The sequence below is a fragment of the Providencia sp. PROV205 genome (assembly GCF_028479505.1).
GTDB lineage: Bacteria > Pseudomonadota > Gammaproteobacteria > Enterobacterales > Enterobacteriaceae > Providencia > Providencia huaxiensis.
This window is the reverse complement of sequence record NZ_JAMPNU010000008.1, coordinates 1-23,270: the sequence shown is the minus strand read 5'-3', so window position 1 is coordinate 23,270 and position 23,270 is coordinate 1. Positions and strand designations below refer to the sequence as shown.

Genomic DNA, 23,270 nt, shown 5'->3' with positions numbered 1-23,270 from the left:
AACCGTGAAAAATAATTACGTTATTTTCACCTAAAAATTTGCCACACACGCAGAATTTTCATTTGTAAAGGATCAATCATTAATGGAAAAATCGCAAAAACGCTTGGATCTTCCCAAACTTATTTTCGGCCTATTATCCATCGTTTTAATGATAGCAGCCTGCTTTTGGGTACTTAATCCATTTATTCTTGGCTTTGTATGGGCTGGAATGATGGTCATTGCTACTTGGCCACTATTATTAAGACTAGAAGCTCGCTTATGGCACAAGCGCTGGTTAGCGGCATTAGTGATGGTTCTTCTTATATTACTGCTATTCGTTATCCCATTAGGTATTCTAATCGGCAGTATTATTGAAAATAGCACCCCACTCATTGATTTAGCCAAATCACCGTCAAGCCTAACATTACCTGATTTAGAATGGCTAAATACCATCCCAATGGTCGGTGAGAAAATTTACTATGCGTGGCATAGTTTAGTCGCTAGTGGTGGTAATGCTTTACTGGCTAAAATTCAACCCTACTTTGGCCAAGCTGCGGGGTGGTTTGCTACGCAGGCCATTAGCGCAGGAAGATTTATTTTTCACTTGATGCTAATGTTGCTATTTAGTGGCTTGCTCTACCTTAAAGGCGAATCTGTCATGGTTGGCATCCGTCACTTTGCTGTTCGTCTCGCAGGGATCCGTGGGGATGCTGCCGTCGTATTAGCAGCACAATCTATTCGAGCTGTTGCCCTTGGTGTCGTCGTGACTGCACTAATTCAAGCCATAGTCGGTGGAATTGGCCTCGCCCTGTCAGGTATCGGTTATGCGGCAATTTTGACTGTCTTATTGTTTATTTGCTGTGTGGCACAGTTGGGGCCTCTACTCATCATGGTGCCATCTGTCATTTGGCTGTTTTGGACGGGTGATACAACCTGGGGAATTATTCTTGCGATATGGGCCGCTGTTGTTGCTACCATGGATGGTGTTCTACGCCCATGGTTAATTAAAATGGGCGCAGACTTACCAATGGTTCTGATCCTTATTGGTGTTATTGGTGGGATCCTATCATTTGGTATGATTGGTTTGTTTATTGGTCCAGTTGTATTAGCAGTTTCATATAGCTTACTAAAAGCTTGGATGAACGAAGTCGCAGTTCCAAATGAAGACTTAACAGAAACTGAAAAGTTTCTAGAAGAAGAGTTTTTGATTAAAAAGTAGCATACCACTAATTAGTTGCAGGCATGTTCAAGCAATACATGCCTGCTAACTTAATAAATCCCGTTTCATTAATATTTAGAAACAATATTTAACATTCTAACGTTAGTATTTAGGCTAATTTATGTTAACATAAATCTATTGAATTAATTCTCTTTAAGTAACAATGATTAATATTGAGAGTGTTCTTAATGATTGTATAATATGAATAGTTTAACATTTGATTATTCAATCATATAGATCTACAAAGCTATGCCATCCCCTTTTAGGCGTGGTTTTATTAACTGAATTGCTGTGTGTAGTCTTTGCCTGTCAGCCCATGATAGGCTTTTTTTTTATCTTAATTTAATATGAATACTATTCATGTCCCAATCAGAATATCAGCTTATAATTATTGATTAACATCAATTTCTGACATTATTATCAGTAATCTTACTCTTTTAGCGTTATATAATTAATTAATCTTCGTTACACTTATTTAGGATATGCTATCCTTTTAAAACTTAATACTCACAATGGGAGTAATTATATTTTATTTACGCTTAGCTTATACCTAAAAAGTATTATGCAGACAGTTATCCAGAACTGTTTAATATTAATCTACTTATAATAGTATTTATCAATTTCTATAATAGGCAGTTTTAATCAAGTAAATGCAAAGGCTGAATGTAATTCACATTCAGCCTGATAATTAATAAACGAGATAACTATTGATTTTCAGCTATTGTTAGCCACGTTTGTACGACAGTATCAGGGTTTAAAGATAAGCTATCAATACCTTCATCGACCAGCCATTGGGCGAAGTCTTGATGGTCGGATGGCCCTTGACCACAAATACCTACATACTTATTTTGGCGTTTTGCAGCTTGTATTGCCATGGATAACATCGCTTTAACTGCATCGTTTCGTTCATCGAATAATTCAGAAACAACACCTGAATCCCTATCAAGGCCTAATGTTAACTGAGTCATATCATTCGAACCGATAGAGAACCCGTCAAAATGTTCGAGGAATTGGTCAGCCAGTAAAGCATTTGATGGTATTTCACACATCATAATGACTTTTAGGCCGTTTTCACCACGTTTTAAATCATGTTTCGCCAGTTCTGCTATCACTGACTCCGCTTGTGCAACTGTCCGCACAAATGGGATCATGACTTCAACATTCGTTAGGCCCATAGTATTACGAACACGTTTAACCGCTTCACACTCTAATGCAAAACAGGCGCGGAAGCTGTCAGACACATAACGGCCAGCACCACGGAAACCTAGCATTGGGTTCTCTTCTTCAGGCTCATAAATATCCCCACCGACTAAGTTGGCATATTCATTTGACTTGAAGTCAGATAGACGAACAATAACGCGTTTTGGCCAAAAAGCCGCGGCTAGAGTCGAAATTCCTTCGGTTAATTTGCCAATATAGAACTCAATTGGGTCATCATAACCTGCCATCATTTGGCGAATTTCTGCTTGTAGCTCAGGAGATTGCTTATCAAACTCCAGCAGCGCTCTTGGGTGAACACCAATCATACGATTGATGATAAACTCAAGTCTCGCTAAACCCACGCCTTCATTAGGTAAGCAAGCAAAATCAAATGCACGGTCAGGGTTGCCGACGTTCATCATGATTTTGACATCTAGATTTGGCATATCACTCACTTCAGAGCTGTGAATTTCAAACGCCAGTTTTCCTTCATACACAAAGCCCGTATCACCTTCTGAACAAGAAACGGTCACCTCTTGGCCTTCGTGCAAACGGTCAGTTGCATCACCACATCCTACAACAGCTGGAATACCTAATTCGCGAGCAATAATTGCGGCATGGCAGGTACGTCCACCACGATTCGTGACAATCGCAGCGGCTTTTTTCATGATAGGTTCCCAATCAGGGTCAGTCATATCGGTAACGAGTACATCACCGGCCTGAATTCTATCCATCTCACTCAAGTTATGAATGACTTTAACAACCCCAGAACCAATACGATGACCAATTGCACGTCCTTCAACTAAAACTTGTCCTTGTTGTTTTAATTGATAACGCTCCATCACTTGTTGATTAGAGCGAACGGTTTCTGGCCTTGCTTGGACAATATACAAACGCCCATTGTGACCATCTTTTGCCCACTCAATATCCATTGGGCGACCGTAGTGCTTTTCAATCTGTATAGCTTGGCGTGCAAGCTCTTCCACTTCGAGATCAGTTAAAGAGAAACGATTGCGTAGCGCTTCTGGCACATCTTCGATTTGTACTTGTTTACCGTGCTCTTTACTGTTGGCATACACCATTTGTAATTTTTTAGAGCCCAGTGTACGACGCACAATCGCGGGACGGTTATTGGTTAGTGTTGGCTTATGAACATAAAATTCATCTGGGTTCACAGCGCCTTGCACCACCATCTCACCTAAACCATACGCAGAGGTGATAAATACGACTTGGTCGAAACCCGATTCAGTATCAATCGTAAACATAACACCCGATGAGGCTAAATCTGAACGTACCATACGTTGAACGCCCGCGGACAACGCTACACCGCGGTGGTCATAACCTTGGTGAACACGATATGAAATCGCACGGTCATTAAACAGTGAAGCAAAAACGTGTTTAATCGCAACTAATACTGCGTCTATCCCTTGAACGTTAAGGAATGTTTCCTGTTGCCCTGCAAACGAAGCGTCAGGCATATCCTCAGCGGTTGCCGATGAACGGACAGCAAATGAGGCTTCCGCTTCACCTTCTGACAATTGCGCGAATGCATCACGAATATCTTGTTCCAACTCCTTCGTCAGTGGGGTATCAATCACCCATTGACGGATCTGAGCACCTGCTACAGCCAGTTGGTTCACATCATCAATATCCGTTTCATCTAGCAGGTTATAAATGCGCTGATTTACACCGCTCTGCTCCAGAAAATCATTAAACGCCTGTGCGGTTGTCGCGAAACCGTTAGGTACGGATACTCCCAGATCAGATAAGTTAGTGATCATTTCACCGAGAGAAGCATTTTTGCCTCCTACACGGTCAACATCATTCATCCCTAATTGGTTATACCAAAGTACATTACACGGAGTGAGGCCATTTGTGGACATTGAAAGCGATCCTTTTATAGCAATTTAGTGACAGAGTACAAATCGTAAAAAATCTCGTTGGCGAAAATTCGCCTCGTGAAATAGACTAGCACAGACGATAAGAGAAGATGGACTGGTGAATCGTTCCATCACTGAAGAAAACTTTTTTGTTCTAAAAATCGTTCAAAAAATGGCTATAGTTCCCCCTACAAACTAATTTTTAAACTTTAAACAAAGATAATATCTCCCAATATCCAGTGATAAATACAATAAGAGACGAATAATGATGACCGAATTAGGAGCAATGAATAATATGGCAAGCCAAGTTCAACGCACTGTTTTTTTTATTTCTGATGGGACAGCAATCACCGCTGAAACTTTGGGACACGCCGTACTTTCTCAATTTCCTCTGTCATTTATTTCTTATACTCTGCCGTTTGTGACAAGCGAAGCCCGCGCCCAGGAAATTAAACAAAAAATTGATATTATTTTCCAAGAAACCCAGTTGCGCCCTTTAGTGTTCTATTCGATTATCTCCCCTGAAGTAAAGCAAATCATCACCCAAAGTGCCGGATTTTGCCAAGATATCGTCCAAAGTTTAGTCGCCCCAATTCAAAAGGAAGTTGGCCTAGAACCCGAGCCGAAACTCAACCGAACTCATGGTTTGTCTATGCAGAATATGAATCAATATGATGCACGTATAGCTGCCATTGAATACACTCTAGCTCATGACGATGGGATTTCTTTACGTAATTTAGACCAAGCCCAAGTGATACTTATTGGTGTTTCACGTTGTGGTAAAACGCCAACAAGTCTCTATTTAGCGATGCAATTTGGTATCCAAGCCGCAAACTACCCATTCACGGCTGATGATATGGATAACTTACAGTTACCTGTAGCGTTGCGCCCATATACTCATAAGTTATTCGGTTTAACTATCAGCCCTGAACGGTTAGCGGCCATTCGTGAAGAGCGCCGTGAAAATAGCCGTTATGCATCCATCAGGCAATGTCGTATTGAGATAGCGGAAGTGGAAGCTTTATTTAGACAAAATAAAATCAATTACTTAAATACAACGAACTATTCTGTTGAAGAGATTTCTGCAAAAGTGATTGATACCATGGGCTTACAAAGACGAATATTTTAATCAATACTAATAAAAAAAATATTCATTCCTGCTAAGTTGGAGGTTGAAATTAAGCCACATTCGTTTATTGTGATCTTAATCACTTATAGGGCATATGCCTATTAAAGTTTTTTGAGAAAGAAAATGCACAAAACTGATGAATTACGTACTGCGAGAGTGGATAGCTTAATTACCCCACAAACTCTCGCTGATGAATTTCCTATTTCCCAAAAAGTTGCTGACAACGTGACAACGTCACGTAAACGAATTGAACAGATTCTATCTGGTGAAGATCCTCGTCTACTTGTCATTGTCGGCCCTTGTTCGATTCATGACATCGATGCCGCTATTGAATACGCGAAAAAATTAAATGTATTAAGAGAACGTCATCAAGACCGTTTAGAAATTGTCATGCGAACTTACTTTGAGAAACCGCGTACTGTCGTTGGCTGGAAGGGGTTAATTTCAGACCCTAACCTCGACAATTCTTGCCAAGTCAATACAGGCATCCGCTTAGCACGCAAGTTACTGATTGAAGTTAACCAATTAGGGCTAGCTACAGCAACCGAATTTCTTGATATGGTTACTGGACAATATATTGCAGACCTCATTAGTTGGGGAGCTATTGGAGCCCGTACAACAGAGAGCCAAATCCATCGTGAAATGGCATCCGCACTGTCTTGCCCTGTTGGTTTCAAAAATGGGACTGACGGTAATATAAATATTGCTATTGATGCGATAAGAGCGGCAAAAGCACAGCATATGTTTTTATCACCGGATAAAAACGGGCAAATGACGATTTACCAAACTAGTGGTAACCCGCATGGGCATATAATTATGCGTGGCGGTAAACAGCCTAATTACACTGCCGGTGACTTAGCCGCAGCTTGCGACAAACTACGTAAATTTGAATTACCAGAGCATTTAGTGGTCGATTTCAGCCATGGTAATTGTCAAAAAATTCATCGTCGCCAACTCGAAGTTGCACGAGATATTGCGGAGCAAATAAAAGATGGCTCGACCGCTATCAGTGGAGTGATGGCAGAAAGCTTCTTAGTTGAAGGCACACAAAAAGTGGTTTCTGACCAACCGTTAGTTTATGGCCAATCTATTACCGACCCATGTCTTGGTTGGGAAGATACCGAACAACTTATTGAAATTCTTGCTCAAGCTGTTGAGTCACGCTTCAAATAAGCTTAATAACGCCAATCTATTTCTTACAATAAGCCTTTTAGTGAAGTAAAAACTAAAGGGCTTTTATATTTTATAATAAATATAATTATCATTTAAATATAACCAAAACGATATAATAATTTAATCATTCAAACAAAAACAGCATTTTAATCTAAAAAATTCTTGACCCACCTCTCACTAACGATAATAATTCTCACTACGAACTAATTTATCTGTCAGGTAACCCGTAGCCTAGCCCTTGCTATTCGCTGCAACATTACAGAGCCAACTAGTTCAAATAAACAAATACGCTGTACAAATACTCATTGCATGCCACCCAGATAACTTATCCAGGCAGCCAGCAAATTCTGAAACCAAAGGAAAGGATTTCCTATGCTGTTTAAATCGATGCCTGCATCACTCCATCAAAATCATAGAATATCACTCTCAGCTCTTACTGCTACTGTCGTAATGACCGGGTTTAGCCACACAGTCTTGGCTGAAAATTCATCGACTCCAAAAGCAATGTCAAAAACGGATACCCGCGACATTATTCACGTTTCTACCTCACCTCTTAGTTTAGAGAATATCGCTGTAGCAGAACAAGTCGATGTAATTGATGCAAAAGCACCTGAATATCAATCTGCAACATCCGCCTTAGATTTACTAAAAGGCCAAGCTGGGGTATTTGTTTCTGGTTCCAATAGCACTTATGGCCAGGGCATTCAAATGCGAGGTTATGATTCACGAGGTGTTAAAGTCACTGTTGATAATATCACCCAAGACTTTTATTCCGGCTTATATGAAGCCACATTTATTGACCCCACCTTAATAAAAAAAGTCTACGTCCATAAAGGCGCATCATCTGTACATCATGGCGGCGGTGCATTAGCTGGGGTTGTCTCATTCAAAACAATAAACGCAGCTGACATATTAAAACCAGGGCAAAAACTCGGTGGCCAGGTATTCAGCGGTATTAACCGTAATGACCACGGTTACTATGCAGGTGCAACGCTGTTGGGCAGAACTGAATCAACGGATACCCTATTCAGCTATAGTCAACGTAAAAAGTACCTACTCGGCTCACCCGAATTTGAAGAAGTTGATAATACTGAACAGCTAAGCAACTGGATGCTCAAAAGTAGTTGGCTTGCCCACCCTTCATATAACTTGACGTTACAATTAAAAGAATACCGCAACAACAGTTTAGGGGTAAAACAACCCGCTAAACCTTCAGAAAAAAATAGATATCCAAATACACCGCATGAAAGGCAAAGCCATCAGCGAGATATTGCCATTAGCCAATTTTTTACACCCAAAAATGAGATAAATTGGCAAGCTCAGTGGGATGTTTATTATACAGATTTATATTTAGATCAAACTGATACAATTAAGGTCAAGAGCAAACCAAAAGAGTATGGCTCTGAAGCGCGAAATCAATATACCTATGGGACTAAATTTACTAATAGCTTCACGTTACCTATGTATAACTGGGTAAATCATCATATTCAAAGTGGTTTCGAATATTATCAGCAAAAGCAAACGTCGAATCAGTATGCAATAAGTTATCCACCGGCAGAACTCGACAACATGTCAGGCTGGTTGGTCAATGACATGACATTGCATCAATTACCGTTAACTTTATCAATTGGAACGCGCTTTACACAATACCGTGCATCGAGGGATAATTTCCCTGAAAGTAAACATACCAACTTGTCATCCCGTATGGCTGTTAGTATTACTCCAACCCATTGGCTCAATCTTTTTTCATCATACGCTGAAGCATACCGTACCCCACGTATGTCCGAGCTTTATAACAATTCAAACCATTTCACTATACCCTTTTTTGGCACTTCCTCGAACTTTCGCCCATCGCCTGATTTACTTCCAGAAACGAATAAAACCCTCGAAACAGGCGTAAAATTCAGTTTTGATGGGGTACTTATTGATAATAGCGACCTTCAATTTGGTTCAACCTACTTTAAGACCAAATCTAAAAATCATATTGCCCTCGAAGGCCTCTATACGCCAAGGTATGGCCAATGGTTCCCCGATGAACTTTATTATATCAATATCCCCAGCGCATCCATTTATGGCATCGATAGCTTTATAAGCTACAGAACACCGTGGTTTGAATTAAATATCAATCACAATAAAACCACAGGTAGAGAAGACGGCTATCATTATTCTCTTTCGTCTATACGCCCTGAAACACTAACGACTCGATTCAATGTACCAGTTGCTAGTACCGGCTTTACTCTAGGTTGGATAGGGGAATTCTCTGCAAGAACGCAACTTCAAGGTAATGATAAATATAAAAAGTGGCATCACAAATCAGGCCAAGGTTTAGATCGTTATCATAAAGAAGTCATTCAGCATGCTGGCTATAGCATTCATGATTTCTATGTGAATTACCAAGCAGATCAATTCATAAAAGGATTAAGTTCGACTCTCACAATGAAGAATGCATTCGATAAGCCGTATGTTTCTTCAATGGGAGTTCCTCAAGAAGGCCGAAACTTTTATCTCAACATGAATTACAACTGGTAGTTAAGTAGTAAAAAGCCATGTTATCAACTGATTTTATTAATTTTATCAATAGTATAAAAATAAATCAGTTGATAACGTTTCACTGTGTCTTGTCATTTCATTAAGGAAAAATTTGTGAATTCAAACCTCTATCATGATTACCTACAAGCTAAAAAAACGTACACTCATAAGCACTCCCAAGAAATAGCGGCCTTACTTGGCGTATCTGAAGCCCAGTTAATTCATTGTCGTGTCGGTAAAGATAATGTTCAACGATTGGTCAGCAAACCCGTTGATATCTTGCAAGATTTAACCACGATAGGGAAAGCTATAGGGATCACTCGCAATCAGTATGCTGTTAGTATTCAAACGGGCGCATATAATAACCCGAAATTTAGCAGCCATGGTGGGCTATTTCTAAACCCTAAAGCATTAGACTTACGTATGTTCTTTGCGCAGTGGAGTTCAATTTTTGCACTCACTGAAGAAACGCCAGAGGGAACTCGCCACAGTATTCAATTTTTCGATAAATATGGTGATTCTTTACACAAAGTCTTTTCCACCGACAACACGGATATGGCTGCTTGGCAAGCCATAATAGAACGCTACAACACATCAGAAAATCCGCCTATCGAACCTAAAACAATTTCGCCATTTTCAGAACAGAAAATCAGCGAAGAACTCGCCTCTCAATTAGAACAACAATGGCGTGAGATGACAAATGTTCATCAGTTTTTTGGCATATTAAAGAAACACAATTTAAGTCGTCAGCAAGTTTTTCGTGTAGTTAGCAAAGAATTAGCATGGCAAGTACCTTCAACGGCCTTATCTGATCTGCTTTCCCTTGCATACCAAGCACAAAATGAAGTGATGCTCTTTGTAGGAAACCGTGGATGCGTGCAAATATTTACAGGAAAAATAAATGAACTATCATCACTCTCTATTGAAAGCTCTCAAACTGATTGGTTAAATATTTCAAGTACAAACTTTAAACTTCATCTCATTGAAAGCGGCATTTCTGAGTGCTGGGTCACACGTAAGCCAACTAAAGATGGCTTTGTAACAAGCCTTGAGGTCTTTGATACCCAAGGTAACCAAATTATTCAAATGTATGGCCAGCGCATAGAAGGCACACCAGAACAAATAGAATGGAGCAAACAAATTCTTTCTATATCACGTATTTGATAAAAGAATAATAAAAAGATAAACGGGCTTCTAATGGTAATTTTCTGGATCCTTTCCTATCAGAGATAGTGGATTAAGCTAGAGATGAAATTTGCCATAGAACCCTTTACCTGATTTATTCATAGCAACAATATAAACCGCTTTTGCGGTATAGAAATAACATCATTGTCTACTACTCACATATACTCTAAATAATTCGAGTTGCAGCTAGGCGACAAGTGAAGAGAGACCGATGAGCATACATGAGTATGTGATCCGGCGAGCTGAGCGCGGTCAACAACGCTGCAACTTGAAATATGACGAGTATAGTACATCATACTTACCGTATTCTATTGATTATTACTCCCCGAAATACAATTATGGTCTTCTCCCACCAAAACAATTACCTCGGAATTTCCTGTTTATTGTTATAGAAAAATGATTATAAATGAAACAATAATTTTTCAATTATTTACTTGGTTAATAATTTCGAATGGCTTAATCAATTTTCTTGAACGTAATAAGACGTCTGCCTTGTCATCACCTAAACAAAACACCAAAATAATATAATCACTTGAATTAAAACAACTTTAAACATACAATGATGAATGTTTAAAATGTTAATTTTTTCAACATCTATTGTACTGATAGTTATTCTCATTAAAAAACCGCACGTTTAGCCTATCGATATATCGGAAAAACAGGAAGAATAGACCCTAATTTCGTGAGTTATTATTAGTTATTAATGAACAATAGCCTACTTGAGTAGGAGGTAAATATGTCAGAAAGTGTAGTCAACGATATTGTTAAATGGCTTGAAAGCCAGTTGCAGCGCAATGAAGGCATCAAAATCGACACAATTGCCGATAAAAGCGGTTATTCAAAATGGCATTTACAGCGTGTTTTCAAAGAAATGAAAGGTTGCACGCTTGGCGAATACGTCCGTAAACGTCGTTTATTAGAAGCGGCCAAATCATTACGTGAAGGCAACTTACCTATTCTTGATATCGCATTGCAATATGGCTTCAGTTCACAGGCAACATTTACCCGTATCTTTAAAAAGCACTTTGATACAACGCCTGCAAAATTTCGCCAATCGGGTGAATTACCTGAATGCAAAAACTTTATGACTTGTAGCTGTCATAACTGATTATTTTAGAACGTCCCTTCCTATTAGTTATTTGCAATTTTGTAGTCTATGTCTGAGCCGATTATATCGGCTCAAGGTTGTTGACAAAGCGAGATAAAAGTGTGATTTTTCCCGCTTTGTGTTATCAGTCGAAAATCAACAAATTGATTTTCCTCTTTTATTTTCAATAACCTATTAGACTGCCGCTAAACATAAATGTTTGTCGCCAGTCTGAGCCGATTATATCGGCTCTTTTTTTAACTTAACTCATGGACTAGCCAGTTTTCCAAATCAGCTAACTGCTCCTGCAATTGTGGCCATTTAACGGCCATCTCTTTGCTCAAAGAGCGTATCGTTTCTGTTTGATAGGCTTTACCCGATAATTGCTCACTTAACCACTCCAAAGGGGATGGGTCTAAGCTATCTGTAAAAAACTGGCAGCGATTTATCACACCTTTTTCGATATCAAAATGAAACTCAATTCCTCCCCAAGGAAAACGGGTATCAGAATAGTGAGAGAAAGCGGGTGCTTGTCCAAAATTCCACTCCCAACTACTTTGTTTAGCGAAGGTTTCTGCAAAATTTGGCAAGTCAGGTAATTTTTCAGGGGAGATATACTCTGCTTCGACCGTTTCACCGAAGTAATTAAAAAAACTCTTAATGATTCCTTCGCAAACAATTTCATGAGAGATATGGGGGACAAGCTCAGATAAATTAGCCACTCGAGAACGTACAGATGTGATCCCTTTTGCCTGTAATTTTTTAGGATCCGGATTCAGGTAATTTGCTAAGCGACCTAAATCTGCGTTAATCAGTAAGGTTCCATGGTGAAAACCTCTATCTTTCGTTTCTCGGTATGCAGAACCCGAAATTTTTCGTGGGCCACTTTCAGTATCTAAGACTAAATCATTACGACCTGATATTTCTGCGTTAATACCGACAAGTGCTAGCCCATCGACAATAATTTGTGTAGAAACCGTTTTGTCATACTCCGGCTTTCCTGCCATAAACGTAAAACACGTGTTACCTAAATCATGAAAAACAGCGCCACCGCCACTGCTACGCCGGGCTAAACGGACATTATCTTCTTCCATTTTTCGAGTATTGCACTCTTTCCACGGATTCTGCGCACGCCCTATAACTACCGTGTCAGCATTTCGCCAGAGAAACATAACACGTTGGTCAGTTGGCATTTGTCGGAAAATAGTTTCTTCAACCGCAAGGTTAAACCAAGGGTCGTAGGATCCAGAGATGAGTAAACGTACTGTTGACATTAAGTTATCCTTAAAACAAAACTTGCTCTTAAGATAACATAATCACTGAATAAAATAGTGAATTTAGATGCGCCTTGCCTGCCAAAACACTTTTCGCCAATAAACGTTATCCATTGATGAGCGGATCACCCCTTTACTCGTTGACGCATGAATGAATGTATTATCGGTATCGTAAATACCCACATGCAGCCCATTCTCTCCTGAGCCCGTCCTAAAGAAGACTAAATCCCCTGGCATCAAATCAGATTTATCAATACGTGTGCCTAATTGAGTTTGATCCACCGTTGTGCGAGGTAGTTGAATGGCGAAGCGATCATTAAATGTGCGATAGACAAAGCCGGAACAATCAACACCGTTTTGATTCATTCCACCATAATGATAAGGCGTGCCATACCACTGCTCTAGCTGGTCTTTTAATTGTGCTATCGTCATGATTGGATCTGATAACTGTGTTTTTAACGGTGGTGGTGGCGTTCTTTTAACAGGCGTTGATGAACAACCAATTAAAACTAAACACAGTAATAGTGGTAGGTGTTGTATTTTAATAACCATAAAGCACCTTATTTATCTATCTCATTACGATAACTTGCTTATATTATAGTGCGTGATGACGATAATATAAGCAACTAAGAAATTATTCTGTTCTATCACTTGATGATTTATTGGGCCGGCTAATTAGCCATACCCCTAATAAAATAAAGCCAATACCAGTGGCCTTTAACCCTGTAGCGGGTTCATTAAACCAAGGTAAGAAAACTGCTAATAAATAAACAAAAACATAGCTTAGGCTAATAAGCGGGTAAGCTTTATTCAATGCTATGTATTTTAATGCTAATAGCCAACATAACATCGATAACGCATAACAAACTAACCCTAAAAAAATAATTCCTAAACTAGCAATATTAGCGAGTAACCAATCAAATTGTAGCCAATGCCAGCCAAGTGTGAATGAGGGTAGTTCAACTACCCCTGCTTTTAAGCTCAGTTGAGCGACTGTGACTAATAACGCACTGCCAATCACCCATAAATACCCCTTATTCATACGCTGATACTCATTAGCAAAATACCAAACATAATGGCCACAACCCCTAACCAGTGGTTAAGCCCTGTTTGCTCTTTATACACAAACTGGCCAATTAGTGTAATTAATACAAAATTAATACTTAGCATTGGATAAGCAATACTCAACGGCATGGTTTCCAATAATTTCAGCCAAAACAACATGCCAAGTCCTAGCATGAAAACTGCCAGCACCAGCCACCGAAGGGCTGATGCTGTTTTATTGGTTTTATTACTCTGCCAATTGACGACGGCTTGCTTTTGAGCAACTTGCCCAACACAGGTCAAAACGCTAACCAGCAATAACAGCAATAGTTGTGCAATCATTGTTGATGGTATACCACAATCGCCATACGTGAATTTTTAATGACTTCATCTGGCTTAGGGATATCCGGTAACCCTTCTTTACGGCCTAATAAAAAGACAACGGTTACCTGCCCTTCCTTGCGTGCTTTTTCTAACCACTGTGCAAATTGATCTGGTTTAATTAAGCGATGTTGGCTATCTGGGTATTCCAAACCATACCTTAGCTCTCCACTGCTATTGTATAAATAGATATTGGAATTTTGCGTTTCCCACGCAAGGCCTGCTGCGACCCCAACATTACTCGCCATCAAATATTTGCTATTCATCAGTAGATCATGATTTTGATGAATAAAGTTTTGAGGCAATTTAGAATCAATGGTGTTGTTCGGTAGAGCACTACCAATACACAAGCTTACAGCTAAAGAACATGATGCTGCCCATAGCCAATACTTTGCATTTAATACTGTACATAGGTAACCAATAATCGCCCAGATAGAAAATGCCACAACCCCCAATACCATTTTTGACCATTCATCAGGTTCATACAGTGGCTTTTTGATCACCGTGCTCACGACAATTACCGCTATAACAGCCGCAATTCCTAATACAACATTAATGACCCCATTGGCTTTCAATGCGTTCATTTTACCATTACGGACACAGTCAACCCCATACTTCGCCATAAGCAATGCCAGTGGTGCCATAAACGGCAACATATACGTGGGTAATTTACCACGGGAAATACTGAAAAAGATAACTGGGACAACAAACCAGCACAGTAAGAAAAACATATCGGGGCTAGATTTCCGTTCTTTCCAGCCTTTCATGATCGCACCCGGTAGCAAGCCTGCCCATGGGATCGCACCAAGAATAATAATTGGAATATAATACCAAAACGGTGCTATATGCTGAGCGTCATCTGCCGTGAAACGCTTAATGTGCTCAATCCAAAAGAAATAATGCCAATAATCAGGCTCTTGTTTTGCAACTGCTAAGGCCCATGGCAAGCTGATAATAACCGCAGAAATGATTGCGAGAGGCCCATACTTAAGTAACTCAAGGAACCGCTTTTGGTAGATTGTGACAGGAAGCATGACAATCACTGGAATAGCGAGGGCTAAGAAGCCTTTAGTCATAAATGCCATGCCACATGCTAGCCCAAGGCAAAGCCATGCCGCTAATTTAGATTTGACTTCCCTCGACTTCATTGCCCATAAGCAACAAAACATACTTGCTGCTATCCATAAGGACAACATTGGGTCGAGCACACTGTAGGTCCCGATGGAGAACACTAAGAACATCGAGATATAAATGAGGCTTGCAACATAAGCAACGTGGTTATTACGCCACATCATTTTTGCCATACGATAGACAAGTAATGCACTAAGAAGAATACAAAAAACCGAGCCAAAACGAACAGCAAAGTTAGTTTCACCAAAGATCATTTGGCTAATATTGTTTATCCAGTAACCTGCTACTGGCTTTTCAAAATAACGCACATCCAGCATGTAAGGAACAACCCAATCTCCACGCTGTAACATTTCACGGCTAATTTCTGCATATCGTGTTTCATCTGGTTGCCAAAGTAAACGGCTATCTAACGGCAACAAATAGGTTAAGATAAAAAAAAGAGCCAGCAGAGAGGCTCCTACTTTGCTCGCTCGGTTATTCAACATAGGTTGCTTATTCCTCTTCTTGGCAGCCTAACCAGCCTTCACGTCCGGGGAATGGTGCCCTCACCACACGCCCTTTTGGCAATGAATTCAAATCATCTGGCAGTAATTCACTTAATGTACAGAATTGGATTTCTTCTTGAGTAATTCGTTCCAATAATTGTGAAAATTGTTCCGATTTGGACATTCCTTCCACTTCTGTGTGGATAGTATAAACTGGAACGCCTTGATCTTCTTTAATTGCTTGAAGAATAAAATCATTAAATGCGTCATCACTCACGACTGTTCCTACAACTTCATCGTAAGTCGGCAGTGTGACAGGGATTTGAACTGTCCCAAGTGAGTCATCGGCTAAAATTGGCCTAAATGGATATTTACCACGACAATCACTATTGTAGTCAAAGTTAAACATTTGTTTAACTTCTAACACTCGCTCATCACCTCGCCAACCAGCAACGGCCGAACAAGTCACACGATGCCCAATGGCTTGCTCTAACGCATCAACACCTAACTTAACTTGCTCAGTCAGCTGTGATTTGCTCCATTTGGCAACTTTAGCCTGCCAACCTTGATGATCCCATGCATGTAAGCCAACTTCATGGCCAGCATCCAAAGTTTGTTTCATCAAGTAGCCTAAATCCTTAGCAATTTTTTTACCCGGCCATGCTGTGCCCGCTAATAAGATATCTAACCCATAAAGGGATGCTGCGTTCGACCTAAGCATTTTCCACAGAAATTTAGGACGCAAAAGGCGCCATAAATGGCGCCCCATGTTATCGGGTCCTACACTGAAGAAAAAGCTGGCCTGAATATTATGCTCTTTAAGCACTTTGAGTAACTGTGGAACCCCTTTTAAAGTACCTTGGTAGGTGTCCACATCAATTCTCAAGCCAACTTTTTTCATTAGTCTTTATTACCTAACTCTTCAACTGCACCTTGTAAGAAGAAATCTAATGTTTCTTCAATGGTATCTTTCATATCGATAGTTGGAACCCAATCAAGTAAACGACGTGCATTTTCAACACTTGGTTTACGGTGTTCAACATCTTGATACCCTTGGCCATAATAGCTGCTGCTTTCGATTTCACGGAAGCCCGCAAATGGAGGGAATTTTCCACGTTGTGGGTGTTTTTCGAAGCTTTCCAACAACATTTCTGCTAATTCACGAATACTCGCTTCATTTGTTGGATTACCGATATTGATGATCTGGCCATCACATTTACCATCTTTATTTTCGATGATACGGAACAATGCTTCGATACCGTCTTTAATATCTGTAAAGCAACGTTTTTGTGCGCCACCGTCAACCAGTTTAATTGGCGAGCCTTCAACTAAGTTTAGAATTAACTGAGTAATAGCGCGTGAGCTACCAATACGTGCAGAATTCAAGCTATCTAAGCGAGGTCCCATCCAGTTGAATGGACGGAATAAGGTGAATTTCAAACCTTCTTTCGCACCGTATGCCCAAATCACTCGGTCAAGTAATTGTTTAGAAACTGAGTAAATCCAACGTTGTTTATTGATTGGACCAACAATTAAACGTGACTCATCTTCATCAAACTCTTTATCATCACACATACCATAAACTTCAGATGTCGATGGGAAGATGATACGTTTGTTATATTTCACGCAGTAACGTACAACTTTCAAGTTTTCTTCAAAGTCTAATTCGAAAACGCGTAGTGGGTTACGGGTATATTCAATTGGCGTCGCAATCGCAACCAGAGGGAGAATAACATCACATTTTTTGATGTGGTATTCAATCCATTCTGTATGGATGCTAACGTCACCTTCAATAAAGTGGAAACGTGGGTTACCAATGAAACGCTCAATTGCAGAAGAGCCGATATCCATACCATAGATATCGTAGTTACCATCTTTTAACAGGCGTTCTGTTAAATGGTTACCAATAAAGCCATTCACACCTAAAATAAGAACACGTGTGCGACGCTTAACTTGTGCTGTTGGTTTCGCACCAACGCGGACATCAGTCACAATCCCCATTTCGTTAGCAAGGCGGTTACCTTGCATATATAAACCGGTCTCACTTTGACCGCTAACAACTTCGATAGCACCTTGGCCACAAGCGATACGCAGTGGGTCACTCGAAAGTACCGTACCTGCCGGTTTACCTTGGTTGTCATCTAAAACGCGTGCGCGCCAGATAACCATTTTACGTGCACCTAAATAAGTGAACGCACCTGGATAAGGTTCAGTCACTGCACGAATCAAGCAGTTAACTTCTTTTGCGCTGTTGTTCCAGTTAATCAAGCCATCTTCAGCGGTACGACGACCAAAGTACGTTGCTTGGCTTTCATCTTGCGCAACGGCTTTGTAACTACCTGCTTCGATTAATGGCAGTGTTTTATCCAATAAAACTTCCGCTGCTTCACGGACTTTCGCATGTAAAGTCAGGCTAGTGTCTGTATCGGTAATAACCACTTTTTCTTGAGCAATGATATCGCCAGCATCTGCCTTAGCGACCATTTTATGTAAGGTTACACCTGTTTCGCTTTCACCTTTTAATAATGCCCAATTAATAGGTGCACGGCCGCGATATTTAGGTAGCAATGAGCCATGTAGATTAAACGCACCTTTAGGCGCGATAGCTAACAGCTCTTCACTTAACATATCACGATAGTAGAAAGAGAAAATGACATCGGGTTTCATTTCGCGAATACGTTCAATCCACAATGGGTGATTAACGTTTTCAGGCGCAAAAACAGGAAGTTCCATGTCAGCACTTAAACGCGCAACTGAGGAGTAAAAGTGGTTTTCATTTGGGTCATCAGTGTGTGTAAACACTGCTTGGATATCAAAACCTGCTTTTTCAAGCGCTTTTAGCCCTACGCAGCCAATATCATGATAGGCAAAAACAATAGCTTTCATTAGTCTTCTTCCTGATTTTTGTCGGATTTCGCATCTGCTCCAACGACTTTTTGAATAAAATAACGAGGTCTCGCGCGCACATCATTGTAGATCCTACCGATGTATTCGCCCAGTAGCCCCATGGCAACAAATTGCGCACCAATAAACATAAAGAGTACTGCAAACAGAGTGAATACGCCATCTGCAGCCCACTCTGCGCCAAAAATTAAACGCAATGCAATTAACAATACCGCTAATAAAAAACCGCCAATCGCGATAACACTTCCGACAACACTCAATAAACGCAGTGGTGCCGTAGTTAGGCAAGTTAATAAGTCATACATTAAATTAATCAGCTTCATAAAGCTGTATTTAGAATCACCAAACTCACGTTCTGCATGCGCTACATCAATTTCAATAGTTCTACGTGCAAATGTATTTGCTAAAATAGGAATAAATGTACTTCTTTCATGGCACTGCAACATCGCTTGAATGATATGACGACGGTATGCACGAAGCATACAACCGTAATCGCCCATTGAACGCCCAGTTGCTTTCGTGATCATCGCATTAATCATTTTAGAGGCTGTTTTGCGAAACCAAGAGTCTTGGCGATTCGCACGGCGCGTACCAACTACATCATAACCTTGCATTGCAGTTTGGACTAAACGTGGGATTTCCTCTGGTGGATTTTGTAAGTCTGCATCCAAAGTAATCACTAAGTCGCCATCAGCTTGGTTAAAGCCCGCCATAATAGCAGAATGTTGACCGTAATTGCGGTTTAAAATAATTGCAATGACGTGGTTGTCAGGATTTTCCGCTGCTTCTGTAAGCATTTGTGCTGAACGATCGCTACTACCATCATCAACTAGAATTAATTCATAGGATTGAGTTAATTGTTTACATGACTTAATAGTACGTTCCAATAACTGTGGTAAGCTCTGCTCTTCATTATAGACAGGGATTACTACTGAGACTTTTTTAATCTCATCAAATTCATCTGCGTGTGACACTATTTTGACTCCAAAAGAACTGCTTCTACAGCTTTAACAACCCGTTCAACATCTGCATCAGTCATATCGGGAAATAAAGGTAACGAACACAATGTGGCGCTATTCCATGTTGATTCTGGTAAAACTAATTCAGGATATTTTTCGCGATAATATTTTTGAGTATGTGCAGCGCGAAAATGCAACCCTGTTCCAATATCATGCTCTTTCAATTTTTCCATGAATGTATCGCGATCAATGCCACATTCGGCTTTATCAACACGTACCATAAATAAGTGATTCGCATGTAAATGTGAGTAACTAGGGACACTCAACATTTGTAAAGGGGAGTTTTTCAGTAACTCACGATAACGAGCCGTAAGCTCAGCACGACGCTGATTCAATTGCTCTACTCGTGATAACTGCACTACGGCTATTGCGGCATGGATATCAGACAAATTATATTTAAAACCGGGCTCAACAACTTCAGCTTGTGGTTTGCGGCCTTGCATTTGCCTATCAAATGCGTCAACGCCTAGGCCGTGGAATTTAAGTGTGCGCACACGCTGAGCGAGCTCATCGTCGTCTGTTGCAACTAACCCACCTTCCGCACAGGTCACGTTTTTAATCGCGTGAAATGAGAAAATAGACGTTCCCTTTTCACCAATCCACTCGTTTTTATATCGTGTACCAACGGCATGCGCAGCGTCTTCGATTAAAGCCACACCCGCTTTTTGAGCAATTAAGCGTAACGCGTCTAAATCACAAGGTGCCCCAGCATAGTGTACTGGAATAATTGCTTTGGTTTTTTCCGTTAACGCATTTTCCACCGTTTCAGGTTGGATCATCAGTGTGTCGCGATCAACATCAATCATGACAGGTGTTGCCCCAAGCAACTCAATCATATTGATTGTTGACACCCAAGTTTGAGAAGGTGTAATAACTTCATCACCAGGACCAATACCCAATGCCATTAATACAACATGCATACCTGCTGTTGCTGATGACAATGCAATTGCATGTTTGCAGCCATAGCGCTTACAAAAATCGTCTTCTAGCTGATGATTCTGTGGGCCCGTTGTTATCCAGCCTGAACGCAGAACGTTTTCTACTGCTTTGACCTCTTCATCACCAATTGCCGGTTTTGAAAATGGTAAGAAATTGCTCATATTGTTTATAGCCTAGTTTTCATTGTGAATAGAATATTCTAGTTAATTATACTTTAACCGAACCTCAACACCTGCAAACATTGCGGTATTATCATGCAAAAAGGTGTGATACAAACAACTCATTGCGCATCGACTAAATTTATAACCTGCCATACTCGGTGAGATGTGCTGTGCGCTAACTTAATTTCAGACATAAATATGTCAGATAATTTTTTTTCTGTCATGACGCACTCTGGTTTCCCTATTGCAACTAACTGCCCTTGTTTCATCATCCAAATACAAGATGCATTTTTATACGAATGACTAAGGTCATGACCACTCATTATAACGGTTCCTAAGCAATCACAAAAATATTTAATCCATTTATCAAGCATTGATTGCTGAATAATGTCTAAATTATTGGTTGGCTCATCCAATAATATAAATTTTCCTTCGCATTGCTGGCTGTCCCAGACCTGCAAAAATGCAGCTATAATTCGAACTCTCTGCCATTCTCCACCAGAAAGTTGGCTAATAGGCTTACTTAATAGTGATGTGAGTTGAAAGTCTGTACATAATCGTTCAAAAATACCTGTAGAAAATATTGTGTTAGGCGAAAACAGGCCAACATATTGAAAAACTTTAAGTATAGGGGGGGAGTTAACCAATTGTGAAAGATAAGCACGTTGTTGGCTCAATTGAGCAATACGATACTGCCGTATACTTTTTCCACCTATTAAAATATCGCCATCCACAGGTAAATAGCCACTTATTGCAGCTAACAATGTGCTTTTCCCCGCACCATTAGCACCCAATAGATGAATTTGTTGTCCAGCCAGCACTTGAGTTGAAACATTAACTAGTCGAGTATCGATGGTAATATTTTTAATATCAATAATCAGTTTATTATCCATCACTTTTACCGCCATTGTTGGTGACGAATTAACAAGAAAATAAATATCGGTGCCCCTAGCGTTGCCGTAATAACACCAATAGGAACTTCAGCATTGGCAATTAATAACCGAGACAGTAAATCTGCAGTTAATAACCCTAACGCCCCCGCCACAGCAGAACCAATTAATAATACGCGGTTATCTGTTAAACCGCTTAATCTCAATATATGAGGAATAACTAAACCAATAAAACTTATTGCCCCCGCTATCGCCACACTAAGACCAATTAATACACCACTAATAATAATTAATATAACGCGCCATTTATGAATTGAGATACCTAATTGATAGGCTTGTACCGTTCCCAATGAAAGATAATTTAGTATATTTCCTTGAAAAAGTGCCCAAATTAAAAATGGTAAACAGCCAATAACAAGGCCAATTTGATGCCAACCAATCCCACTAAAACTTCCCATCATCCAATACAATAACTGTCGCAAATCAAGATTACTGCTCATATACACCATCCATGTCATACAGGCACCACTAATCACACCGAGTGCAACACCGACAAGCAATAAACTGGAGTTATTCAAGTTCTTACGACGAGCAAAATAGAGCAATATGGAAGTAAAAAATAGTGCTCCCATAATTGAGCTAATACTTAATAGCCAATAATGCGTCACGCCTGAAGACAATAGTACCGTAAATACCACAGCAACACCCGCACCATTGCTTACTCCCAATAATCCTGGTTCGGCTAATGGGTTCTCAAATAAGGCTTGCATGATAGCGCCTGTGACTGCAAGAGAAGCACCGACAATTATCACGGCTAATAGGCGCGGAAAACGAATTTGCCAAACAAAAAGCTGGGCACTTTCCCCTACCAATTGGTTTGGCCAATACCATATTTCCCCAACACAAAGGTAAAAAACGGATACGATACACAGACTGATAACCACCATAATAATCAAGCGTAAATCTGTTACCTTCTGTATTTTTTTCAAACGCTCCAGTTGGTTAGTTATCATGATAATAAATGTTTTTTCATTAGGTTAAGGAATTATAGCTTTTTATGTAAGAGATAGCATATGAATGAATCTAAACTCATTTTGATTTTTTTTACTTTGGAGTAATACATATGATTTTTTCTAAAAAAAATAATGATGCAAATACTATACACCCTAATAAAGCACAATCGTCTGAGCAAAGAAAAAATACGTCTTTTACTCATTCGATAAAGGCCATTAAAAATACAGGAATGAATTTTTTTATATCTACTTATCAAAAATTCACATTCATGCTAAGACATATGTTTGACAAAATTGAGATTATAGATAACCCAGTATACGTTAAAAATACTACAAGCTTACCACTATCTGTCAATAACCCCCCCCTTGCCAACTCTGTAAATCAACATCTTGTGCCAACTCATACTGAGCAGCCCCAGAAATACAGCGAACTTAAAATAAGTAATTTGTCAAACCATAGCTCAGTTAAAAAAGAGGCTTGTGATGCCGAAAGGATCTACTTAAAAAATCAGAAATTAATCAACCAGTATCCTGACGTACCCGAGGATAAAAAAACAGAATTTCATTCCATGAATACGATGATTTTTGATTTACTAAGTAGCCCGACACATATTAAACAAGAAGGTATCTTCAGGAAGAGCGGTGCTA

Annotated in this window: 19 protein-coding genes; 7 read left to right on the top strand and 12 right to left on the bottom strand. The window is 39.9% G+C overall.

Annotation, left to right across the window (positions count from 1 at the left end; genetic code table 11):
- Positions 1-82 precede the first annotated feature (82 nt).
- Positions 83-1,198: an AI-2E family transporter YdiK gene (ydiK, locus tag PR800_RS07100; protein ID WP_166265289.1), complete on the top strand. Its 1,116-nt coding sequence runs from the start codon at positions 83-85 to the stop codon at positions 1,196-1,198.
- Positions 1,199-1,902: 704 nt separating this feature from the next.
- Here ydiK and ppsA read toward each other — a convergent pair.
- Positions 1,903-4,281 carry a phosphoenolpyruvate synthase gene (gene ppsA, locus PR800_RS07095; protein WP_102140648.1) on the bottom strand — a complete coding sequence of 793 codons (2,379 nt, stop codon included), beginning with the start codon at positions 4,279-4,281 and terminating at the stop codon, positions 1,903-1,905.
- A gap of 262 nt (positions 4,282-4,543) precedes the next feature.
- Here ppsA and ppsR point away from each other — a divergent pair, with 262 nt between their 5' ends.
- From ppsR to PR800_RS07070, 5 genes are all read left to right on the top strand, one after another.
- Positions 4,544-5,407, top strand: a complete 864-nt coding sequence (gene ppsR, locus PR800_RS07090) for a posphoenolpyruvate synthetase regulatory kinase/phosphorylase PpsR (RefSeq protein WP_272530474.1) — start codon at positions 4,544-4,546, stop codon at positions 5,405-5,407.
- Between the two features lie 123 nt (positions 5,408-5,530).
- Positions 5,531-6,580: a 3-deoxy-7-phosphoheptulonate synthase gene (locus PR800_RS07085; RefSeq protein WP_102140646.1), complete on the top strand. Its 1,050-nt coding sequence runs from the start codon at positions 5,531-5,533 to the stop codon at positions 6,578-6,580.
- Between the two features lie 372 nt (positions 6,581-6,952).
- A complete protein-coding gene (locus tag PR800_RS07080; protein ID WP_272530472.1) occupies positions 6,953-9,109 on the top strand; it encodes a TonB-dependent receptor domain-containing protein in 2,157 nt (718 codons plus the stop codon).
- Between the two features lie 114 nt (positions 9,110-9,223).
- Positions 9,224-10,273: a hemin-degrading factor gene (locus PR800_RS07075; protein WP_272530471.1), complete on the top strand. Its 1,050-nt coding sequence runs from the start codon at positions 9,224-9,226 to the stop codon at positions 10,271-10,273.
- 757 nt (positions 10,274-11,030) lie between these two features.
- Positions 11,031-11,402 carry a helix-turn-helix domain-containing protein gene (locus tag PR800_RS07070; RefSeq protein WP_004910390.1) on the top strand — a complete coding sequence of 124 codons (372 nt, stop codon included), beginning with the start codon at positions 11,031-11,033 and terminating at the stop codon, positions 11,400-11,402.
- 236 nt (positions 11,403-11,638) lie between these two features.
- On the opposite strand, the gene PR800_RS07065 is transcribed toward PR800_RS07070, so the two are convergent.
- The 11 genes from PR800_RS07065 to btuC all read right to left on the bottom strand — a co-directional run bounded on the left by PR800_RS07065 (position 11,639) and on the right by btuC (position 22,619).
- Positions 11,639-12,655 (bottom strand): lipoate--protein ligase, encoded by a 1,017-nt coding sequence (locus tag PR800_RS07065; protein WP_166265298.1) that lies wholly within the window; start codon positions 12,653-12,655, stop codon positions 11,639-11,641.
- A gap of 63 nt (positions 12,656-12,718) precedes the next feature.
- Positions 12,719-13,207 (bottom strand): C40 family peptidase, encoded by a 489-nt coding sequence (locus tag PR800_RS07060; protein WP_102140642.1) that lies wholly within the window; start codon positions 13,205-13,207, stop codon positions 12,719-12,721.
- An 82-nt stretch (positions 13,208-13,289) separates the two neighbouring features.
- A complete protein-coding gene (gene arnF, locus PR800_RS07055) occupies positions 13,290-13,697 on the bottom strand; it encodes a 4-amino-4-deoxy-L-arabinose-phosphoundecaprenol flippase subunit ArnF (protein WP_102140641.1) in 408 nt (135 codons plus the stop codon).
- Positions 13,694-14,041 (bottom strand): 4-amino-4-deoxy-L-arabinose-phosphoundecaprenol flippase subunit ArnE, encoded by a 348-nt coding sequence (gene arnE, locus PR800_RS07050; protein ID WP_102140640.1) that lies wholly within the window; start codon positions 14,039-14,041, stop codon positions 13,694-13,696. Before arnE ends, arnF begins: the two co-directional genes overlap by 4 nt.
- Positions 14,038-15,696: a lipid IV(A) 4-amino-4-deoxy-L-arabinosyltransferase gene (gene arnT / locus PR800_RS07045; protein ID WP_195698585.1), complete on the bottom strand. Its 1,659-nt coding sequence runs from the start codon at positions 15,694-15,696 to the stop codon at positions 14,038-14,040. The genes arnE and arnT overlap by 4 nt, the downstream gene beginning before the upstream one ends.
- Positions 15,697-15,703: 7 nt before the next feature.
- Entirely contained in the window at positions 15,704-16,597 is an 894-nt protein-coding gene (arnD, locus tag PR800_RS07040) for a 4-deoxy-4-formamido-L-arabinose-phosphoundecaprenol deformylase (protein WP_166265307.1), read from the bottom strand.
- On the bottom strand, positions 16,597-18,582 hold the full coding sequence (gene arnA / locus PR800_RS07035; protein WP_102140637.1) for a bifunctional UDP-4-amino-4-deoxy-L-arabinose formyltransferase/UDP-glucuronic acid oxidase ArnA: 1,986 nt from the start codon (positions 18,580-18,582) through the stop codon (positions 16,597-16,599). Before arnA ends, arnD begins: the two co-directional genes overlap by 1 nt.
- On the bottom strand, positions 18,582-19,574 hold the full coding sequence (gene arnC / locus PR800_RS07030) for an undecaprenyl-phosphate 4-deoxy-4-formamido-L-arabinose transferase (protein WP_102140636.1): 993 nt from the start codon (positions 19,572-19,574) through the stop codon (positions 18,582-18,584). Before arnC ends, arnA begins: the two co-directional genes overlap by 1 nt.
- Positions 19,574-20,719: a UDP-4-amino-4-deoxy-L-arabinose aminotransferase gene (gene arnB, locus PR800_RS07025; protein WP_166265310.1), complete on the bottom strand. Its 1,146-nt coding sequence runs from the start codon at positions 20,717-20,719 to the stop codon at positions 19,574-19,576. The genes arnC and arnB overlap by 1 nt, the downstream gene beginning before the upstream one ends.
- Positions 20,720-20,838: 119 nt before the next feature.
- Positions 20,839-21,612, bottom strand: a complete 774-nt coding sequence (locus PR800_RS07020; RefSeq protein ID WP_229597570.1) for a vitamin B12 ABC transporter ATP-binding protein BtuD — start codon at positions 21,610-21,612, stop codon at positions 20,839-20,841.
- A 5-nt stretch (positions 21,613-21,617) separates the two neighbouring features.
- Complete coding sequence (gene btuC / locus PR800_RS07015; protein ID WP_166265437.1) at positions 21,618-22,619, bottom strand: vitamin B12 ABC transporter permease BtuC; 1,002 nt, start codon at positions 22,617-22,619, stop codon at positions 21,618-21,620.
- A gap of 113 nt (positions 22,620-22,732) precedes the next feature.
- Between btuC and PR800_RS07010 the strand changes: the two genes are divergently transcribed.
- On the top strand, positions 22,733-23,270 hold a 538-nt coding region (locus tag PR800_RS07010), incomplete at its 3' end, for a hypothetical protein (RefSeq protein WP_272530467.1).